This window comes from Mesorhizobium sp. LSHC412B00, assembly GCF_000503035.1.
In the GTDB taxonomy this organism is placed as follows: Bacteria; Pseudomonadota; Alphaproteobacteria; order Rhizobiales; family Rhizobiaceae; genus Mesorhizobium.
The window spans coordinates 121,783-139,898 of sequence record NZ_AYWB01000013.1 but is presented as its reverse complement, the minus strand read 5'-3'; the positions used below and the strand labels follow the sequence as shown (position 1 = coordinate 139,898).

Annotated in this window: 23 protein-coding genes; 15 read left to right on the top strand and 8 right to left on the bottom strand. The window is 63.4% G+C overall.

Annotated features, from left to right (window positions below; translation table 11 throughout):
* The first annotated feature begins 744 nt into the window (after positions 1-744).
* The 5 genes from X757_RS143205 to X757_RS143225 all read left to right on the top strand — a co-directional run bounded on the left by X757_RS143205 (position 745) and on the right by X757_RS143225 (position 3,272).
* Complete coding sequence (locus tag X757_RS143205; protein ID WP_023727105.1) at positions 745-1,560, top strand: class I SAM-dependent methyltransferase; 816 nt, start codon at positions 745-747, stop codon at positions 1,558-1,560.
* A gap of 247 nt (positions 1,561-1,807) precedes the next feature.
* On the top strand, positions 1,808-2,251 hold the full coding sequence (locus tag X757_RS143210) for a MucR family transcriptional regulator (RefSeq protein ID WP_023727104.1): 444 nt from the start codon (positions 1,808-1,810) through the stop codon (positions 2,249-2,251).
* A 42-nt stretch (positions 2,252-2,293) separates the two neighbouring features.
* Entirely contained in the window at positions 2,294-2,488 is a 195-nt protein-coding gene (locus tag X757_RS143215; RefSeq protein ID WP_023689866.1) for a hypothetical protein, read from the top strand.
* Between the two features lie 114 nt (positions 2,489-2,602).
* Positions 2,603-2,872, top strand: coding sequence for a hypothetical protein (locus X757_RS143220; protein WP_023697755.1), 270 nt, complete (start codon positions 2,603-2,605; stop codon positions 2,870-2,872).
* 94 nt (positions 2,873-2,966) lie between these two features.
* Positions 2,967-3,272, top strand: a complete 306-nt coding sequence (locus tag X757_RS143225) for a hypothetical protein (RefSeq protein ID WP_023671444.1) — start codon at positions 2,967-2,969, stop codon at positions 3,270-3,272.
* A gap of 22 nt (positions 3,273-3,294) precedes the next feature.
* On the opposite strand, the gene X757_RS143230 is transcribed toward X757_RS143225, so the two are convergent.
* Complete coding sequence (locus X757_RS143230; RefSeq protein WP_023727103.1) at positions 3,295-3,708, bottom strand: DoxX family protein; 414 nt, start codon at positions 3,706-3,708, stop codon at positions 3,295-3,297.
* Positions 3,709-3,853: 145 nt separating this feature from the next.
* Positions 3,854-4,327 (bottom strand): Lrp/AsnC family transcriptional regulator, encoded by a 474-nt coding sequence (locus X757_RS143235; protein ID WP_031251460.1) that lies wholly within the window; start codon positions 4,325-4,327, stop codon positions 3,854-3,856.
* A gap of 114 nt (positions 4,328-4,441) precedes the next feature.
* Between X757_RS143235 and X757_RS143240 the strand changes: the two genes are divergently transcribed.
* Both X757_RS143240 and X757_RS143245 read left to right on the top strand, forming a co-directional pair.
* On the top strand, positions 4,442-4,999 hold the full coding sequence (locus X757_RS143240) for an alpha/beta hydrolase (RefSeq protein ID WP_023727101.1): 558 nt from the start codon (positions 4,442-4,444) through the stop codon (positions 4,997-4,999).
* Positions 5,000-5,082: 83 nt separating this feature from the next.
* Entirely contained in the window at positions 5,083-5,448 is a 366-nt protein-coding gene (locus tag X757_RS143245; protein WP_023727100.1) for a VOC family protein, read from the top strand.
* Here the strand turns inward: X757_RS143245 and X757_RS1000000168105 are convergent.
* Entirely contained in the window at positions 5,445-5,609 is a 165-nt protein-coding gene (locus X757_RS1000000168105; protein ID WP_023671439.1) for a hypothetical protein, read from the bottom strand. The two genes, X757_RS143245 and X757_RS1000000168105, sit on opposite strands and share 4 nt — an antisense overlap.
* A gap of 241 nt (positions 5,610-5,850) precedes the next feature.
* Here X757_RS1000000168105 and X757_RS1000000168100 point away from each other — a divergent pair, with 241 nt between their 5' ends.
* Both X757_RS1000000168100 and X757_RS143250 read left to right on the top strand, forming a co-directional pair.
* Positions 5,851-6,027, top strand: coding sequence for a hypothetical protein (locus tag X757_RS1000000168100; protein WP_023727098.1), 177 nt, complete (start codon positions 5,851-5,853; stop codon positions 6,025-6,027).
* A 113-nt stretch (positions 6,028-6,140) separates the two neighbouring features.
* Positions 6,141-6,434 carry a DUF982 domain-containing protein gene (locus X757_RS143250; RefSeq protein ID WP_023671437.1) on the top strand — a complete coding sequence of 98 codons (294 nt, stop codon included), beginning with the start codon at positions 6,141-6,143 and terminating at the stop codon, positions 6,432-6,434.
* 49 nt (positions 6,435-6,483) lie between these two features.
* Here X757_RS143250 and X757_RS143255 read toward each other — a convergent pair whose 3' ends face one another.
* Positions 6,484-7,203: a Crp/Fnr family transcriptional regulator gene (locus tag X757_RS143255; RefSeq protein ID WP_023671436.1), complete on the bottom strand. Its 720-nt coding sequence runs from the start codon at positions 7,201-7,203 to the stop codon at positions 6,484-6,486.
* Between the two features lie 283 nt (positions 7,204-7,486).
* On the opposite strand from X757_RS143255, the gene X757_RS143260 reads away from it, so the two are divergent.
* Both X757_RS143260 and X757_RS143265 read left to right on the top strand, forming a co-directional pair.
* Positions 7,487-7,717 (top strand): hypothetical protein, encoded by a 231-nt coding sequence (locus tag X757_RS143260; protein ID WP_023671435.1) that lies wholly within the window; start codon positions 7,487-7,489, stop codon positions 7,715-7,717.
* Between the two features lie 104 nt (positions 7,718-7,821).
* Positions 7,822-8,322, top strand: a complete 501-nt coding sequence (locus tag X757_RS143265) for a hypothetical protein (RefSeq protein WP_023685942.1) — start codon at positions 7,822-7,824, stop codon at positions 8,320-8,322.
* A gap of 37 nt (positions 8,323-8,359) precedes the next feature.
* On the opposite strand, the gene X757_RS143270 is transcribed toward X757_RS143265, so the two are convergent.
* From X757_RS143270 to X757_RS143280, 3 genes are all read right to left on the bottom strand, one after another.
* Complete coding sequence (locus X757_RS143270) at positions 8,360-10,474, bottom strand: EAL domain-containing protein (protein WP_023727097.1); 2,115 nt, start codon at positions 10,472-10,474, stop codon at positions 8,360-8,362.
* A gap of 145 nt (positions 10,475-10,619) precedes the next feature.
* Positions 10,620-11,174 carry an RNA polymerase sigma factor gene (locus tag X757_RS143275; RefSeq protein WP_023727096.1) on the bottom strand — a complete coding sequence of 185 codons (555 nt, stop codon included), beginning with the start codon at positions 11,172-11,174 and terminating at the stop codon, positions 10,620-10,622.
* A gap of 152 nt (positions 11,175-11,326) precedes the next feature.
* Positions 11,327-11,716, bottom strand: coding sequence for a DUF427 domain-containing protein (locus X757_RS143280; protein WP_023727095.1), 390 nt, complete (start codon positions 11,714-11,716; stop codon positions 11,327-11,329).
* Positions 11,717-12,535: 819 nt separating this feature from the next.
* Between X757_RS143280 and X757_RS143285 the strand changes: the two genes are divergently transcribed.
* Genes X757_RS143285 through X757_RS143300 form a run of 4 tightly spaced genes read left to right on the top strand, consistent with a single transcriptional unit; the run spans position 12,536 to position 17,136 of the window.
* Positions 12,536-13,027 (top strand): spore coat U domain-containing protein, encoded by a 492-nt coding sequence (locus tag X757_RS143285; RefSeq protein WP_023727094.1) that lies wholly within the window; start codon positions 12,536-12,538, stop codon positions 13,025-13,027.
* Between the two features lie 26 nt (positions 13,028-13,053).
* Positions 13,054-13,776: a molecular chaperone gene (locus tag X757_RS143290; protein WP_031251457.1), complete on the top strand. Its 723-nt coding sequence runs from the start codon at positions 13,054-13,056 to the stop codon at positions 13,774-13,776.
* Complete coding sequence (locus X757_RS143295; RefSeq protein WP_031251455.1) at positions 13,748-16,165, top strand: fimbria/pilus outer membrane usher protein; 2,418 nt, start codon at positions 13,748-13,750, stop codon at positions 16,163-16,165. The genes X757_RS143290 and X757_RS143295 overlap by 29 nt, the downstream gene beginning before the upstream one ends.
* A gap of 14 nt (positions 16,166-16,179) precedes the next feature.
* Complete coding sequence (locus X757_RS143300; RefSeq protein WP_023693755.1) at positions 16,180-17,136, top strand: spore coat protein U domain-containing protein; 957 nt, start codon at positions 16,180-16,182, stop codon at positions 17,134-17,136.
* Here the strand turns inward: X757_RS143300 and X757_RS143305 are convergent.
* Positions 17,130-18,116 carry a branched-chain amino acid ABC transporter permease gene (locus X757_RS143305; RefSeq protein WP_023727091.1) on the bottom strand — a complete coding sequence of 329 codons (987 nt, stop codon included), beginning with the start codon at positions 18,114-18,116 and terminating at the stop codon, positions 17,130-17,132. The genes X757_RS143300 and X757_RS143305 overlap by 7 nt on opposite strands.

Below are 18,116 nucleotides of genomic sequence, written 5' to 3'. Positions count from 1 at the left end.
CAAGCGCCTGAAGAGCCTGATCGGGCTGCGCTCTCCTCCCGCCAAGGACCCAAGGATCGCAAGGCCTTGGATCCTTGCACACTTCCTCATCGCGCTCGTGACCGAACCCCTCTCGCAGGAGTTGGGTGTCTCTCCCCCTTGAGCGACGGGCGCCCGCTACTGTGGCGCGCCACCCGCCAGATCGTCGCCTCTCTGATCGCGACCATCTTTACTCAACCTTCCTTGGCGGCCCTGCGCCACAATCTCCATGCCTTGCGATATCGCTGGCGCGAACCACCACGAAAGCGCAAATTTCAGTCCATGCCAAAGCTATCTTAGCGCCTATGCCCTCAAGGGGGGAGATTGGCAGCTCCAGGGTCGCGACCAATTTGCAGCGCTGACGATTGGCGAAAGCAAGGCGGCAGTCCGATCTCCCCCCGTGTGGGGGTTGAGGAGTGGTCCGCGCAGCGGACGGAAAGCCAATTGCTTGGCTTTCCGAACGACGAACGGCCGGCAGGCCAGAGGGGGGTGCTGTCCCGCCGACATCCGATATCCGCACGTTGTGGGCATCAGGAAAACAAAACCCGCCTCGTGGGCGGGTCGGTGGCGCAAATCAGCACCATGGACAAATCATAGCAAAGCTGCCCTCACCCGTCAATGCAGATAAGAAATAATTCCTACTCCAGTCAAAGCCTCGTCCTTTGGCGCCGCCAGCATTGCGCGAGGGCCGCTTCGATGGGATGCTGGGCCTCGTCGGAGAGCGCAATGAGCAATGTGACCAGTCACTATGGCAGCGGCGGCATCGTCGAGCGCATCCTGTCGGCTGTGCCGGACGCCAGGGCCGGCAGCCTCGCAGCCAAACAACTCTATCCGTTCGATCAGCTTCATGGCCGCGAGCTGATCGCCACGCAGGAGCATGCCGCGCGTCTTGCGCCCTCCGCTGGCGATCGGGTTCTGGACATCGGCAGCGGCATTGGCGGCCCGGCCCGGTTCCTTGCCGAGACCTATGGGTGCAGCGTCGACGGCGTCGACCTGACGCAGGCGTTCGTCGAGGCATCCCGCCGATTGACCGAGCTCTGCGGCCTAAGTGACAAAGTCCGTTTTCATGAGGCCGATGCGACAAGGCTGCCTTTTGCGGACGACACATTCGACGCGGCGATCTGCTTCTATGTCGGCATGAATATCGCCGACAAGGCGGCGGTCATCGGGCAAGCGTGGCGCGTACTGAAGCCGAAGGCCAGGCTTGTCTGGACCGAGGCGGTGCTGGCGGACGGCGAGCCTCACTATCCCTTGCCTTGGGCGGTGTCGCCTGTGGCCAGCCATCTCGTCGACCGCGAAACCCTGAAGGCCCTGTTTGCTTCAGCCGGATTCCGGGTCGACGATGTCATCGACGAAACCGGCGATCATGTCGAGCTGGCGTTGAAACGGGCAAATTCCGGCATCGTGCCCTCGCCGGCCCAGCAGCAGGCCAATGAGATCGTGCTCGGCGCCGAGTTCGTGCATCGGCGAAAAAACTACATAAGCAGCCTGAGCGAGGGAAAACTCGCGTCACTGGCCGTTATTGTTTCCAAGCCGGCATGAAACAAAAACCCGCCTCGGCGGCGGGTTGCTGGCGCAAATCAGCAGCATGAACAAATCATAGCATAGCTGCCCTCACCGGTCAAGATATGTCAGGAAAGAATTCCTACATCGACATCGATCGGAGACTCGGCGATGCTAGCGCTACCACATCCGGCGTCAAGTCATATGCATATGTTCTAAAGTGCCATGCCGTCGGCGGATGTTGTCTGATAATTTGCTCTTTGGCATCAAGGGGGCAAAAGAAGCCATGTCTGAGGACAAAATCCGAAATATAAATCTGACCGCCGACATCGTCGCGGCATTCGTGCGCAACAATTCAGTGCCTCCGGATAGCCTGCCGGCGTTGATCGAGAGCGTCAATGCAGCGCTCGCGGCCGTGGACAATCCCGTTGCTCCGCCGCAACCTGCGCCTGAGCCCGCGGTCAACCGCAAGCGCTCGGTAACGCCGAATTTCATTTACTGCCTCGAGGATGGCAAGAAGTTCAGGTCGCTGCGGCGTCATCTCGGCTCCGCCCATGGCATGACGCCGGAAGCCTATCGCGCCAAATGGGACCTGCCCGGTGACTATCCGATGACGGCGCCCAGCTACGCCGCCAAGCGCTCGGAGCTGGCAAAGGAGTTCGGGCTCGGCATCAGGACACCCGAGGCCCCGGTCGCCAAGGCGCCGGCCAAGAGCAAGACCAAGGCGTAAAGGCACGCCCCCTCCGTGCCGTACGCCTGCTGGAGGACGATCATGGTGGCCGGAGAGCCCAATGACGTTCGCGTGGAACGTGTCGACCGCCGCCAATGGGCGGTGCTGGTTGCCGAGAATGGCACGGTGACCCAGCATCTGTTCATGGCCCAGGAAGCGGCCGAGGAGTTTGCCGACGGCGAGCGGACAAGGCTCGGCCTTCCCGCCAGGCCGCCGGCGGCGGATCCGCTGGCCTGAACAGTCCTTCAACCGGCTGCAGGATACAAGACGCAGCCTTCGACAGGCCGTCTAGCGACTGGTCATTAGCTGGCTCTTATGGAATCATTCCACTCCAACTCGGGGGAGAGCGGGATGGACAAACCAGCCATGGCATCCGTGTTCAGGATGCGGCAAGCGCCAGCCACTGTTTCGGGCGTTCGCAGCGTCGGCCAAGGCCAGGCCGATCCGGTCATCGGCAGAAGGCCGCTCGGCGAGGCGATCCGCTTCGTCATCGACGCCCATCCCCATTACGACATCAGCGGCGTTTCGATCGCCTATGGCGACGGCTCGGCCCCTCGCCTCGGCAGCCGGGAGGTCAAGGCGCTGTGGGCCGAATATGGCCGCCGCTGGATGGAAGAGTAGCGCAGGCCATCGGCCGACGCCTATCGCTTGCATCCCCGTCCGGATCGTAACAGCGGCTCATGCGTTGAGCGTGAGCCAAATGGGAGCAACAGCCATGAACGTCGCCAATCTGCAACTCGAAGGCCTGCTGATGGCCGTCGCTTCGATCAATCAGGTGCTGGTGCGCAAGGGCCTGCTCACGGTCGAGGATATCGACATCGCGCTGCGCAAGGCCGAGGCCATCGAAACCGGCGAGGAGCGGTCCGACGGCATGTCGGAGTCCAACCGCGACGCCGTCAACTTTCCGATCCGACTGCTGGAACTGGCCAATCAATGCCAGCCGGAGGCGGACATGCCGTCCTTCTCGAAACTGGCCCGCATGGTCGGCCAGATGAAGGAACCCTACAACGACCAGATGTGAGGCGGTCTGCCGACGCGGGGCCTCACCCTCGGCCGAGTTTCGAGGCCAGCACGCTGCCCGGTCCATGCACGGCGGCGAACAGCAGGCCGGCCGCGAACGGGAAATGGGACATGAAGGCGCCGAACTCGGCCTGGTTGCCGGCCCAGTGCGACGGACCGTGGAAGGCAAAGCCGAGGAAGACCACGTAGACGGCGGCGACCAGGGCGGCCGGCGTGAAGAATGCTCCGGTCAGCAAGGCGATCACCAGCAGCGTTTCGAGGATCGCGGCGCACCAGGCCAGAAACAGCGGGAACGGGAAGCCGGCGGCGGCGATGTAGCCGGCGGTCATGTTCATATCCATGAACTTGAAGGCTGCCCCCATCGCGAACATGGCGGCCAGGGTCAGGCGGGCGATGAGAATGGCCGCGGTCTGCCACGGCGATTGAACGGCTTCCATGATGTGCTCCAAAGGTTTGCAACGGGTTTCATCCCAAGGACGGGCGCGACGCCGCCGATCCGACATCGTCCCGCAAAATTCTTTCCCGGCGAAGCAGAACTTCTGAAAAGGCCGCCGCTTGCGGGCAAGCCTGATTGCCCCCCGCTCAGAGCTTCGCCATCAGCTCCCGCCCCAACCGCTTCGGCGGCTCGGCGCGCAGCACCACATTGGTCGTCACCGCGCCGTAGCGGCCGATGGCGTCGACGATGCTTTCGAGGTCGGGCGGCGACGGGACGACGACCTTGACCAGAAAACAATCCTCGCCGGTCACCCGCAGCACCTCAACCACTTCCGGCATGGCCGCGAATTTCTTCAGGCAGGTCTGGATGTGCTCATGCGTGGTGCGCAGGCGGATCATGGCCATGGTGCCGAGACCGAGGGCGGTGGTATCGATCGCGGCCCGGTAGCCGGCGATGATGCCGCGCTCCTCCAGCCGCTTCACCCGCTCCGACGTCGCGGGCTGGGACAGGCCGACGCGGCGGCCGAGTTCGGAAATGCCGATGCGGCCATCCTCCTGCATGATCTCGATGATTGCCATGTCGGTGGGGTCGAGCCGTGGCCGGTAATCGCCGTTTGCCATGAACACCTTCAATCCATCGGAATTCTTCGTCGCTTTCCGATGATCTCTCATTCCGCGAACAAGGAGAAGACCTAGAATTAAGGCATCATCTGCGGCGAAGAAACAGGATTTTCCATGACAGACTTCATCATTCTGCCGGGCAGCGGCGGATCGGGCGAGGCCCACTGGCAGACACGCTGGCAGCAGGCCAACCCGGCGATGCGCCGTTTCAGCCCGGCAAGCTGGGAGCTGCCGGATTTCGACGACTGGGTGGCGGCGCTGGACGTCGCGGTGTCACAGGCAAAGACCCAGCCGGTGCTCATAGCCCACAGTCTCAGCTGCCTGCTGGTCGCGCATTGGCAGGCGGTGTCGAGCCGTCGGATCGGCGGGGCGTTTCTGGTTGCGGTTCCCGACCCGGCCTCGCCGGTCTATCCCGCTTACGGAATTCCCTTCGCCGATACGCCGCGCGGGCCGCTTCGCTTCCCCTCGCTGATCGTGGCCAGCACCGACGATCCCTATGATCCGAACGGCTATGCCGGTGAGAAAGCCACACAATGGGGCAGCGAACTGCACATCGCCGGGCCGCTTGGTCACATCAACAGCAATAGCGGGCTGGGCGACTGGCCGGCGGGAACGGAGCTGCTGAGGGCCTTCGTGAGAGAGAGACAGGCCGACCACGCAATCGCACCATAGACACCCGAAGCGTGCGCGCGGGCTTGCCCCGACTTGTCCCGCCAGCTATCTCTCGGAAGGGGCGTTTGTGAGGGAGCCTGCGAATGGTGTCCGTCCGATATCTGGTCCGCGATGTCGATCTGTCCATCGCGTTTTATACGAGCCATCTGGGCTTCGCGCTGAAGCAGCAATTCGGTCCGGCGATGGCCATCCTGACGCGCGGCGACCTTTCGCTCTGGCTCGCCGGCCCCCTGGCGTCGGCAGCCAGGCCGATGCCGGACGGCCGGACACCCGAGCCGGGCGGATGGAACCGCTTTGTGCTCGAAGTCGAGCAATTGCCGTCAATCGTGACTGAGATGGGCGAGGCCGGCGTGCGGTTCCGCAACCAGATCGTCGAAGGTCCGGGCGGGCGACAGATTCTTTGTGAAGACCCGTCCGGCAACGTGATCGAGCTGTTCGAGCCCAGCTAGGCTTCGGCCGTCGCCTCGGATTCGGCGCCGGGCTTTGCCTGGCCTTCCCACTGCCGCTCCGCCTCTGCTTTGCGCTTCGGACAATCCTCGTAGTCATGCTCTCGCGAACCGCAATAGGAGCAGCATTTTGCCGGCGTGTCGGTTCGAAGCATTGTGGCCATGCACAAGAATGCACGAAAATTCATCCGGTTGCAGCAGCGTCTGCGACGTCGCTGCTGGGATGCGTGACCGCCAGCCTGGCGCCGCCCTCAATAGCCGCCGCCGAGGATCGGCAGAATCTCGGCGGCAGACATTGCGCGCGGCGCGTATTCGTCCGGCCTATATCAAAGTTAAATGCGGATGCTGGGCGTGAGGTGGTAGGTGATCGCGATGGGGGGACTCTCAACGCGCTCGAGGTGTCCCATGGACGTTCGAAATCTGATTGCCAAATTGTCAGCCGCGGTATTGCACCGCCGCGCCGCGTCTTCGCCGATACTGTTCAGGCCGATCCGCAGCTCGCTCGCCGACATCCCGTTGAAGCCGGCGCCGCGCCCGCCTTATCGTCCGCATCGGCCGATCTGGCCGGCAAGCAACATGTAGCTCGCCGGGCTGCAACCAGTTTGTGATTTCCTCGTTTATGGCGATCCTGTTTTCAAGGAGGCAAGTGATGAGATCGATCCGGGCGAGACGCGAATGGTTTGGATGGTGAGCGCATGAGCCGTTTTCTGCCCCTGACGATCAGATTCGTGGACGGAAGCGCGATGACGGTGTCGTCGGTCGCCGACGCCAGGAGGGCGCTCGGCGGAACATGGAAGAACAAGCAGGCGGCGGCTTACAAGGCGGCCGACAGGCTGGTGGATGACGCGTTGAACGGCATTTGCCGCCCGGACATCGCCTTTGCCGCTTTCCAGAATGCCGCCGCCCAACAGGGCTTGCTGAAGCCGACGAAGCCAAGTGCCGCCCTTGCCATGCTCGACGAATTGGCGTCGCTGGATGGGCATCGTTGAAAGACCGGCTGACGGATTGCCGGCGATGTCATGGCGAACGCCGGATGGCCTATCTCGGCTCGCGGTTCATGCTGAGATAAGTCGGGTCGAACTCGGCGATTTCCACCAGCTGCTGCCAGTCCAGAATGGTCACCATGTAGTTCGCCCAGCCGATCACACCGATCTTGCGCAGCGCGCCGATGACCCGGTTCATGTGGACCACCGAAAGCCCAAGCACATCGGCCAGTTCCGCCTGCGACAGAGGAAGCCGGAAACTCATGCCGTTGGTCTGCTTGACCACCTGCAGCCGGACGAACAGCTCGCACACAAGATGCGCCAGATGCGACGTCTTGGACCGCCGGCCCATGGCCACGATCCATTCCCGGTGAATGGCGCCATCGACGAGCGTGTCCAGCCACAGCAAGCGGCTGAGATGAGGCGCCTGTTCGGTGATCGTCCTTAGCCGACTGTGGTCGGCGGCGATCACCCGGCATGGCGACAATGCGATGATGCCATGGTCCATTGTCTTGAGCAGAAAGGCGTGCAGATCGACAAAATCGCCCGGCACCTGCAACGAGGTGAACTGGCGGCCGCCATCCTCCAGCACTTTGTAGCGCGCCGCCAATCCCTCGATGATGAGCGTGCTGTAGCCTGGCCTCGACCCCTCGGAAACGATGTCCTGGCCAGTGGCAAAATCCATCTCGATGGTCATGGCGGCGGCCAGCAGCCCCTTTTCCTGCTCGGACAAAGCGTCATGCTGGCCAAGGTTGAGATAAAGCGGTTCTAGCATCGAGGATCCAGTTCGAGATTTCATGGACATTGGTGGCCTAGCCAAACGCCGGAGATCGGGTGCGGTTGCAATCGGCCGGCACGGCGACGGCTCCTGGCAGGAAATCTGCTCAGGACACAGTCCCATGGAACCATGGGTGCGGGTTGGGATTTAATCCATGTCGCTCAAAAATGGCCCCGATTTTGAGACAACGACATGCATAAAAACACAGACCTGAAGCGCGTCGCCTGCGCCCTTTCAACCGCGACGCGCTTTAGCGTTTCACGCAGGGATCCTTGCACACATGGAACGGTTCTACTTCGACTTGTACAACGCCGAGACCCAGATTGACGAAGAGGGGCAGCTTTTTCCCAGCCGGGAGCGTGCGGGAGCCGAAGCGCTGCGCATATTGCACGATGTGGCGCGCGACGAGATACCGGAGGGCGACCACCGGCGGATCACCGTCAAGATGCTGAACGAGAACAGGGAGCAGATATTCGAAGCGTCGCTGACCATGGCGTCGCTGTGGAGTTGAACTCGTCGACCCTGGAGGACTGTATGGAACCTCTTGCCCTCCCCTCTGTTTCCTAAGGAGGGGCCAGCGGCAGAAGCTGCACGGCTGATTGACTGGAGGCATCTATGTCCTTGCAAAAGCTTCATCCCGAGCAGGTCGACGACACACGCAGGCTTGCCTATTCGACCTTTGCCCCGGCGCTGATCGGTTCGCTCACCAAGCGTCTGGCGCGGTGTCAGGGCGTCAAGGAACTGGGCGCCCTGGAAAAGTCGCTCATCCGCCTGATCGAAGACTCTGATGTCGATGGGCCGCAAGCCGAGGCGATGAAAGAGTTCGCCATCGAGCTGGTGGTGTCGACGATATCGGAAGCCCGCGCTCACCCCGACACCAAGAGCGATGTCGAAGCCGTTGGCGAGCGCCGCGCCGAAGGCCGCTCCGAGAACCCGCAGACGCTCGAGGAGCAGTTGCAATCAGGCCTCGAAGACAGTTTTCCGGCCAGCGATCCGCCCGCCGTCGTCTCGACCGCCATTTCCGGCGGCTCGAAGGACCTTGTCGGTACAGATGAGGTGTTGCGCCGCAAGAAAGAGGCGGCGCAGCGAAAGCAGGAAAAGGCCGACGCCGGTTAGCCGGACAAGTCGCGCGAGCCCGAGGCGATGAGAGCCGTCAGCCGAAGCGCTTTTCCGGCGACTGTCCGCTGGCCGGTGACTGTTCGCCGGCCCGCGTGACGATCGCCTCGAGCGGCTCCGGCCGGTGAAGCAGAAAACCCTGGCCATAGGCCACGCCCATGCCGCGCAGAATGTCGAGCGCTTCCTGCTGCTCGATCTTTTCGGCCACCACCGCGCAGCCGAGACTTTTGGCGATGCCCGCTATGGCCGAGACGATCTCGCGGTCGAAACGGCTTTCCGCGATATTCTCGATGAACGAGCCGTCGATCTTGATCTGATCGACCGGAAAGCGCCGCAAATATTCGAACGAGCTCATGCCGGCGCCGAAATCGTCGAGGCTGACGCGGCATTGCCGCTCGCGCGCCTTGCGCACGAACTGCTCGGCGGCGTCGAAATTGGTGACGGCCGCGGTCTCTGTGATCTCGAAACCGATGCCGGAATGCGGCGCCCCGGTCTCGGCGATGACGGCGTCGACGAAATCCCACAGCAGCGGATCGCTCAGCGTCTGCGCCGACAGGTTGAAGCCCAGCATGATGCCGCCTGACCGCATCGCCGCGCCATGCTGCGAAAGCGCTGTCCTGATGATCCAGCGGTCCAGCCGCGAGGCAATGCCGAAGCGCTCGGCGACCGGAATGAATTCGTTGGGCGGGATCAGCTTGCCATTGCGCCCGGCAAGCCGCGCCAGCACCTCGACGTGGCGGCTCTCCTGCCAGGGCTGGCCGAGCAGATGGATTTCCTGGCCGAACAGTTTCAGCCGCCCGTCATCCATGGCGTCGACCGTGTCGGCGGCGACACGCGCCGCGTTGAGGCCGCCGGAGCCCGACGCCGCATCGGCCGAAAACACCGCGAAGCGATTGCGCCCGGCCGCCTTGGCGGCATAGCAGGCGTCGTCGGCGCAGGCCAACGCATCGGCAACCGTGGTGGTGGTGTCCTCGACGAAGGCGATGCCGATGCTGGCCGCGAGTTTTCGCGAGGTCGCCGGCAGTCCGAGGTCGGCGTCACGGACCGCCGCAAGAATCGCGCCGGCCAGCGCCTCGGCCTTGGCCGATTGGCAATTGGGCACCAGCAGCGCGAACTCGTCGCCGCCGAGGCGCGCGGCACGCGCCGATGCCGGCAGGCAGCCCAGAATACCGGCGGCCACACCCTTCAGCGCCAGGTCGCCGGCGGCGTGGCCGGCGAAGTCGTTGAGCGCCTTGAAGTAGTCGAGATCGACGTAAAACACCGCCAGCGGCAAAGCCCGCTCGGTGGCGATGTGCACGGCCAGCAGCCGGTCGAAGGCGGCACGATTCAAGAGGCCCGTCAGCGCATCGTGGTGAGCGGCGTAGGCGAGTTCCCGCTCGCGTTTCTTGTCCTCGGTGATATCGCGCACGGTGCCGAGAATCTGGCCCGCTGTCTCAGGCGCCGCGATGAAGCGCACCAGCGATTCGACATGGCGGATTTCGCCGTCGCGCCTGACGATGCGGTATTGCGCGGCGACGACGCCGTCGGTCGAAAGCGGCGCCAGATGGGCGCGCTCTGCGGCATCCTTGTCGTCGGGGTGCAGATAGGAATGCCAGAGGTCGGCGGCCACCTCGTCGGTGTCGGCGACCAGGCCGAATATCTCCCTGGTGCGGGCGTCCCAATAGCTCTTGTTGGCGTCGATATCGTGATGCCAGATGCCGGTGCCGCTGGCCGCCAGCGCCAGGCGAAAGCGCACATTGACCCGCTCCAGTTCGGCTTCCGCCTCTTTCTGCCGGCTGATGTCGGTCTGCACGCCCATCAGCCTGACCGGCCTGCCCGTCTCGTCACGCTCGACAATGCCGCCGCGGTCCAGCACCCAGATCCAGTGGCCGTCCTTGTGCTTGAGGCGTAGCTCGGTCTCGATCGAGGCGGTCAGGCCGGAAATGTGCCGCTCTCCGCTGGCCAGCGCCCGCTGGCGGTCGTCGGGATGCGTCAGCTTCAGCCAGAGGTCGTCGCTGTTGGCAAGCTCGCCATCCTCATAACCCAGCATGTGCGACCAGGTTGGCGAATAGAAACAGTCGCCGCTCAAAATATCCCATTCCCATACGCCGAGATGAGCGCGTTCGAGCGCAAGCGCCCAGAATTCGCCGTTGCGTATTTTCTCTTCAGCCATGCCCTGGTTTCGCTCACTCCGTCGCCGCCACTATGCACGCAAGCAGAGAAGAAAGCGTTACCGGGTGCGCCGCGCCCACAGTGCGGACAAGGCCTGCAATCGTGCCGGACCATGCCGTAAGGCGTCATCATGCGATTGGGGCTCGTCATGCCATTGGCGCCCTGATTGGAACCGCCCTGGCCGGGCCTGGCTCGACGATCCTTATCGCGCGGCGCGCATTGTCCTCGAGCAGGCCGCGCAGTTCCTCACGGCCGCGCGCGATGCGCGACATCAGCGTGCCGGCCGGAACGCCGAGCATCTCGGCGGCCTCGGCATAGGAGAAGCCCTCGATGGCGACCATGGTCAGCGCGGCACGGCGGTCCGGGCTGATCGCCTGCAGCGCGTCGATGATCTCGCGCGCGGCGACGTTCTCCAGTTGGTCGGCGGGAGAGGCTTGCGCCTCGCCGGCCTCCAGCGGCAGCATCGAGGCCTCGCCTCGCCGGTTCACCTTGCGCATCTGGTCGATGAACAGATGATGCATGATCGTGAACAGCCATTTTCGCGGGCTCTCTCCCGTCTGCCAGTTGTCCAGCCGCAGCAGCGCCCGCTCCAGGCAGTCCTGGACGAGATCGTCGGCGGAATCGCGGTCGCGCAGCAGCGAGCGCGCATAGCGGCGCAGGCGCGGGATTTCGTCGAGAATGGCTCTCTGCTTTTCGTCCATGACCTTTTGTCTTCGTTTCGGCATGCCGTTGCCGCAAAACCGCTGCGCCCCCGGGTGAGGACAGCTTTGGCTGATCTGAAAAAATTCCTCTGTTCATGCCTGTCGTCGGCTCCAAAAACGCTGGGCACTTTTGGGCGACAGGCATGACGCGCTCAGCGCGGCGTGGCGTCGATGGTGACCCGGTCGAGATAGAAGGCGCCGTGGGCGCGAATCTCGGCCATCTCGTCGAAGGGCTGCTCATAGGCCCACATCGCGTCGTTGCCGGTTTCACCCGCCGGCAGCACGTTCCAGTAGCTGGAGTCGCCCTTGTAGGGGCACAGCGTCGACCGCTCCGTCTTCCTGAGCTTCCGGAAGTCGATGTCCTCGAACGGGATGTAGAAGGAGAAGGGATGGGGCGGCTCGGTCACCATTTTGGCTTTTGCCGAGGAAGCGATGATGGTGCCGTTTGCAAACACGACGACACGCCCGTTGAAGGGCTCGACGGTGATCACCTTGCCCGGATTGCGCCTGAAGCCGGGTGACGGGTTCGCATGCTGATCCATGACTGCTCTCCTTGTCCGCTGGTGGTTCGATGCCGGTCGACGGCGTCAGCTCTCACTGGTCACTGATGGGCCGGCGACAGCGGTCACACGCGACAGCTTCTGGCGCTTTTCGAGCTGTGGCTTTTCATAGGTCTTCTTCATCGTTCTTCCTTTTCTGACGTCTGGCAGCCGGTCCGCGCGGCTGCCGGCCGTGGATCATGGCTCCAAGGGACAACAGGCGCATCTCCCGTCCGGCCGATGCGCCGCCGAAGGAAATCCGGGCCAGCGTGGCAAGAACGATTCGCATGTGTTTCGCCGCGATCCGACGGCGGTGGATTTATCTCAGCCGGGACGGCCATGCTTGGGCCGGGCGGAACACGGTTTTGGCGAATGCGGCCCTGTCAGCACGACCGCAAGGCTTGGACAGGCGCGAACAGCTACCGGCGCAACTATGGCGATGGCTGCTTGGCGCCGGTGCACGCCGCGAAATATCGATAATAAAGGACGACAGGTGAGACTCTACAAAATCAAGATGATTTGCCAGATATTTTCGCCTCTTCGGTACGAGAAGCAAAATAAATTTTCGACAGACGAACTTTCACTTCGGAAAAATGTCCATTTCATCTCTGTTAACCAAATATTAACCAAAATTATCCGATACATACCGAAGTTATTCGCTGTCGTAATCCGAATCTAAGTTGTAATAATCATTGCACAGTTCGCTTCTGACATTACTGTATCGTTGATGTCTTGCGAAGCATGCAACGGAGGAGCTGTAGGAGTGAAATCCGGGTCAAGACTGTGTTGCGAGGAACGGTCTGCCCGACGGAGGAAACACGCATGAGATTGCTGAAATATGCGCTGCTGGCGGGAGCGTCGCTGCTTCCCATCCTGCCCGCGATCGCCGCGACCGCGACGGGCAGCATGAATGTCCGCATCACGATTACCGACGAATGCAAGGTGCAGACGGCGAGCGATCTCGATTTCGGCTCGCACGGTGTCATTGATGCGAATGTCGACCAGACCAGCACCATCAACGTGCAATGCACGACCGGCAAGTCCTACAATGTTGGTCTGAGCGCCGGAGCGGGCGCAGGCGCAACGGTTGCTCTTCGCAAGATGACCGGGCCGGCGTCGGCGACGATCGACTACACCATCTACAGGGAAAGCACCCGGACGCAGCTTTGGGGCACCACGATCCCCACCGACACGGTCGGCGGAACCGGCAACGGCGCCATTCAGCCGCTGACGGTCTACGGGCGTGTTCCACCGCAGACGACACCGGCGGCGGGCCTCTACACCGACACCGTTGCGATCACCATAACGTACTGACAATCGATACCAACACGAGGACGATCATGCGATCCATGCTTTCATGCATCGGAGCCACGGCTGTTCTGTTGCTGTGCGCCGGTCTCTCACAAGCCGCTTCGCTCAGGGTGGCGCCGACAGGTCTCGAGCTGATCTCGCCCGACGCCTCGGCGGTTCTCAACCTCAGCAACGATGACCCCAAGCGGCCGATCAATGTGCAGATACGCGTCTTCGCCTGGAGCCAGGCTGGCGGGATCGAGACGCTGACGCCGACTGCGGACGTCGTCGCCAGCCCGCCATCGACCAAACTCGGACCCAATGCCCAGTACGTGGTTCGCGTCGTGCGCGTCAGCAAGGCGCCGGTGCGGGCCGAGGAAAGCTACCGCGTCATCGTCGACGAGTTACCCGACCCGTCGCGCAAGAAGGCCGGTACGGTCGCGCTCGCGCTGCGCTACTCCGTGCCGGTGTTTTTCCGCGACGCCGATGCGGCCGCGCCGGCAGTCGCCTGGAGTGTTTCGCGCAAGGGCGGCAGTCTTGTGCTGACAGCCAGCAATACCGGTGAAAGTCGTCTCCGCTTGTCCAACCTATCCCTGACCCAGAACGGCAAAAAGCTCGGCAACCGAAACGGGCTCGTCGGTTATGTCCTGGGCGGCGCGACCATGCAGTGGCCGATCGGCAGCGGCAAATCACTGTCCGCGGGCTCCGTGCTTTTGAAGGCACAGAGCGATCTTGGACCCTTCGATGCCAACGTTGCCGTCAAGGGCAAGTAGCGTCGCTGTCATCGTCGCGGTTGCGACTTTCACACCTTGCTTGGCGGTGCGTTCGCAGGAATTTCCGGCCGTGACGAACCTCGAACAGCCGGCTTCCGTTTTACCAGCGGGCCGCAGCCTCTATCTCGAGGTGTTCATCAACGACGTTTCGACCAAGCTGGTCGGCAATTTTATCGAGATGCCGGATGGTGGGCTGGCGGCGGCGCCCCAAGAGCTGAAGGAGGTCGGCCTGAAACCGCCGGAGGACATAGCCGACGCCGGCGGCCTGGTCAGGCTCGACCAGTTGGCCGACGTTTCGTTTCGGATCGATGAGGTAGCCCAGCGCCTCTACGTCACCGCCGCCAATGACAGCCGCGAGGCGCGCATGGTCGATCTCGGCTTGCGCTTGCAGGACCGGCCGGCGCCGCAATCGGGCTTGGGCGCGGTTCTCAACTATTCGCTGTTTGCCAGCTCCAACACATTGTTCGACAAGGACGTCGAGCTGTTCCAAGGCGTTTCCGGCGGCTTCGATGCGCGCGTGTTCAGCCCCTATGGAACGCTCAGCCAATCCTTCATCGCCGGCTATTCCGACGGCAGGCTGGGCGGCTTCACGCGGCTCAACACGACATGGAGCTATTCCGACCCCGACCGGCTGATGACCTACCGCGCCGGCGACTTCATCTCCGGTGGATTGTCGTGGACGCGTCCGATCTATCTCGGCGGCATCCAGGCGCAACGCAACTTCCACCTGCGATCGGACCTGGTGACGCTACCTCTGCCCTCCTTCGGCGGCACGGCGGCGGTGCCGTCGACGCTCGAGGTCTATACGCAGAACGTGCGCACCTATTCCGGCGACATCCAGCCCGGGCCGTTCCAGGTCACCAACCTGCCGGTGTTCACCGGCGCCGGGCAGGCGCAGGTGGTGTTGCGCGACAGCCTCGGCCGCGAGACGACGGCCACCTTGCCGTTCTATGCCTCCAGCATGTTGCTGCGCCAGGGTCTCCTCGACTTTTCCGTCGAGGCAGGGATGGCGCGGCGCAATTTCGGCATCTCCTCCGACGATTATGACGGCCGCGTCATGGGCGTCGCAACAGCGCGCTACGGCGTGACCGACCGGCTGACATTGGAAGCCCATGCCGAGGGCGGCGCCGATCTGATCAATGGCGGCATAGGTGCTGCCTTCCCGCTCGGGGCATATGGCGCAGCTTCGCTGGCGGTCGCCGGCAGCCATCATGACCGGCGCACCGGCTCGCTGGTCGATGCCAGTGTCGAATTCGGCTATGACGGCTGGGCGATCAACGCCCACATGCAGCGGGCCTTTGGCGGCTATGAAGACATCGCCTCGGTGACGGCGGAGCCGGTTCTCGACCCCGACGACTTCACCCGTTTCAGCGCCGGCGTGCCGCGCGCGGTCGACCAGGTGACACTCAGCGTGCCGATGCCGATCGATTTCTCCAGCCTCAACCTGTCCTATACGCATTTGAAGAGCGCCGAGGGCGAAAGCAGCCAGATCGTCGGCCTGTCCTACAGCCAGGCGATCTTCAAGCGCAGCACGCTCTATGCCACCGCCTTCGCCGATCTCGACGACGACAGCAGCTATGGCGTGTTCGCCGGGATTTCGATCCCGTTCAACGACGAGATCTCGGCGTCGACAGGCGTCGAGCAAGGCCCTGACGGCCTCAATGTCACTGCCGACCTCGCCAAATCGGAGCGGGCCGAGGACGGCAGCATCGGCTGGCGGCTGCGCACCTCGGAGGGCGAGGTACCCAATCGTTCGGCAGCGGTCAGCTACCGCGCGCCGTTTGCGCGTTTCGAGGCCGGCGCCCAGCAATTCGACAAGGACTTTCGCGTGACCGGCCAGATGGACGGCGCCATTGCGGTCGCAGGCGGCGGGGTGTTCGCCACCAACCGCATCGACGATGCCTTTGCCGTCGTCGATGTCGGCACGCCTGATGTCGAGGTCTTGCATCAGAACCGGCCGGTAGGCAGGACCGACAGCAAAGGCCGCATCCTGGTCACCGGGCTCAACTCTTATGAGCTGAACACGGTCTCCATCGACCCGAAGAATCTACCAGTCGACGCGGATGTCCCGGCTACCAAGGAGACCGTCGTCCCAGCCGACCGCAACGGCGTCGTGCTGAAGTTCGGCGTGTCTGAGGCGGCGCAGGCCGCGCTGGTGACGCTGGTCGACTCGAGCGGAACGCCACTCGAAGCCGGACTCTCGGGACGCGTCGATGGCGGCACTGAAGACTTTGTCGTCGGCTATGACGGGCAGGCCTACATCAAGGGCCTCGGCAAGCAGAATTCAGTGCAGGTCGAGCGCGCTGACGGCGGTTCATGCCGGGCAGAGTTTCCCTTCGAGGCGGCGCGCGGCCGGCAAGTGGTGATCGGGAACGTGGTGTGCCAATGAGAGCTGGAGGAAAAATGCTGCGCGCCGTAATCATCGCCCTGCTGCTGGTGCTGCTCCCGTCGCTCGCCCGGGCGCAGAGCTGCAGTTACACCGTCACCAGTTTGAATTTCGGCCTCATCGACACGCTGTCGGGCACCGCGGCGACATCGACAGCCACCTTCACCGCGACTTGCAGCGGCAGTTTGCCATTGCTGCTGCCCGTCCTGGTCTGTCCGCATATTGCCGCCGGCACCGGCGGTGCAACCTCGGCGGCGGCCCGGCAGATGGCGAGCGGCGTCAACAGCCTCAACTATCAACTCTATTCGGACCCCGCAATGAGCGTTGTCTGGGGCACCTATAACTGGGCCTATGCCTCGCGCCCGCCACCGCTGCTGCTGAGCCCCAATCTCTTCGGCAACTCAATCGACACCCTGACGCTCTATGGCCGGGTTCCCGGCGGCCAGGCGACCGTTCCGCCGGGCACTTATCTGTCGACATTTTCGGGCGGGCAACTCGAGTTCCGCTCCCGGACAACCCTGTTGAGCAGCAGCTGCAACACCGGCGCGGGCAACTTGGGCGCCAGTCCGACCTTCACCATCAACGCCACGGTCGCGGCAAACTGCCTGGTCGCCACCCAGAACATCGATTTCGGCTCCAAGGGCGTGCTCGACGCCAATGCCGATGCCACCGGCCAGGTCTCGGTCACCTGCACGCCGTCGACCGCCTATACGGTTTCTCTGAATGGCGGCACGACAGGCGGCACGCCGACCAATCGCAAGATGTCGAAGGGCGGCGAGCGGGTCACCTACGGCCTCTACAAGGACGCCGCGCGCTCGCAGCCCTGGGGTGACGCCGGAACGCCGGGAAGCACGGTGGCCGGCACCGGAACCGGCTTGGCGCAACCGCTCATCGTCTACGGCCGCGTGCCGCCGCAGACGACGCCCTCGGCCGGCGTCTACACCGACACGGTGGTGGTGACCATCACCTATTGATCGCGGCCTGCCTCGCCGTTGGCCGGCGCCAGCCAGCGCGCGTAAATCTCGCCGACGATGCCGCGGCGAAAGACCAGCACGCAGATCATGAAGATCAGGCCGGTGGCGATGGTCACCGGGAAGCCGGAGGTGGCGAGCGTGTTTTCCAGCCCGACGACGAGGCCGGCGCCGACGACAGGACCGACCATGGTGCCAATGCCGCCGAGCAGCGTCATCAGGATCACCTCGCCCGACATCTGCCAGGTGACGTCGGTCAGCGTCGCGAACTGGAAGACGATCGCCTTGGTCGCGCCGGCAAGCCCGGCAAGGGCTGCCGACATGACGAAGGCGGCGAGCTTGTAGCGGCCGACCGAATAGCCCAGCGAGATGGCGCGGTTCTCGTTCTCGCGGATCGAACGCAGGATCATGCCGAACGGCGAGTTGACGATGCGCCAGACGGCGAAGACGCCGATGAGGAAGACGGCAAGCACGACGAAATACATGTTGAGCGTGACGTTGAGATCGACGATGCCGAACAGATGCCCGCGCGGCACGCCCTGTATGCCGTCCTCGCCTTCGGTGAACGGCGCCTGGACGCAGAAGAAATAAAACATCTGCGCCAGCGCCAGCGTGATCATCGAGAAATAGATGCCTTGCCGGCGGATGGCGAGGAAGCCCATGACCAGGCCGAGCACGGCCGCGCCGGCGGTGCCGAGCAGGATGCCGGCCTCGGGCGGCCAGCCCCATGCCTTGACGGCGTAGGCGCAGAAATAGGCGGCGGCGCCGTAGAAGGTGGCGTGGCCGAACGACAGCAGCCCAGTGTAGCCGAGCAGCAGGTTGAAGGCGCAGGCAAACAGCGCGAAGCACAGCATCTTCATCAGGAAGATCGGATAGACGAAGAAGGGCGCGGCTATCAGCGCCAGTATGGCCAATGCCAGCAATACCCGCTTAAGCCGCACGGAGGCGGCGGTGCGCTGGTCGTGAAGGGCTGCCTCGCTCAT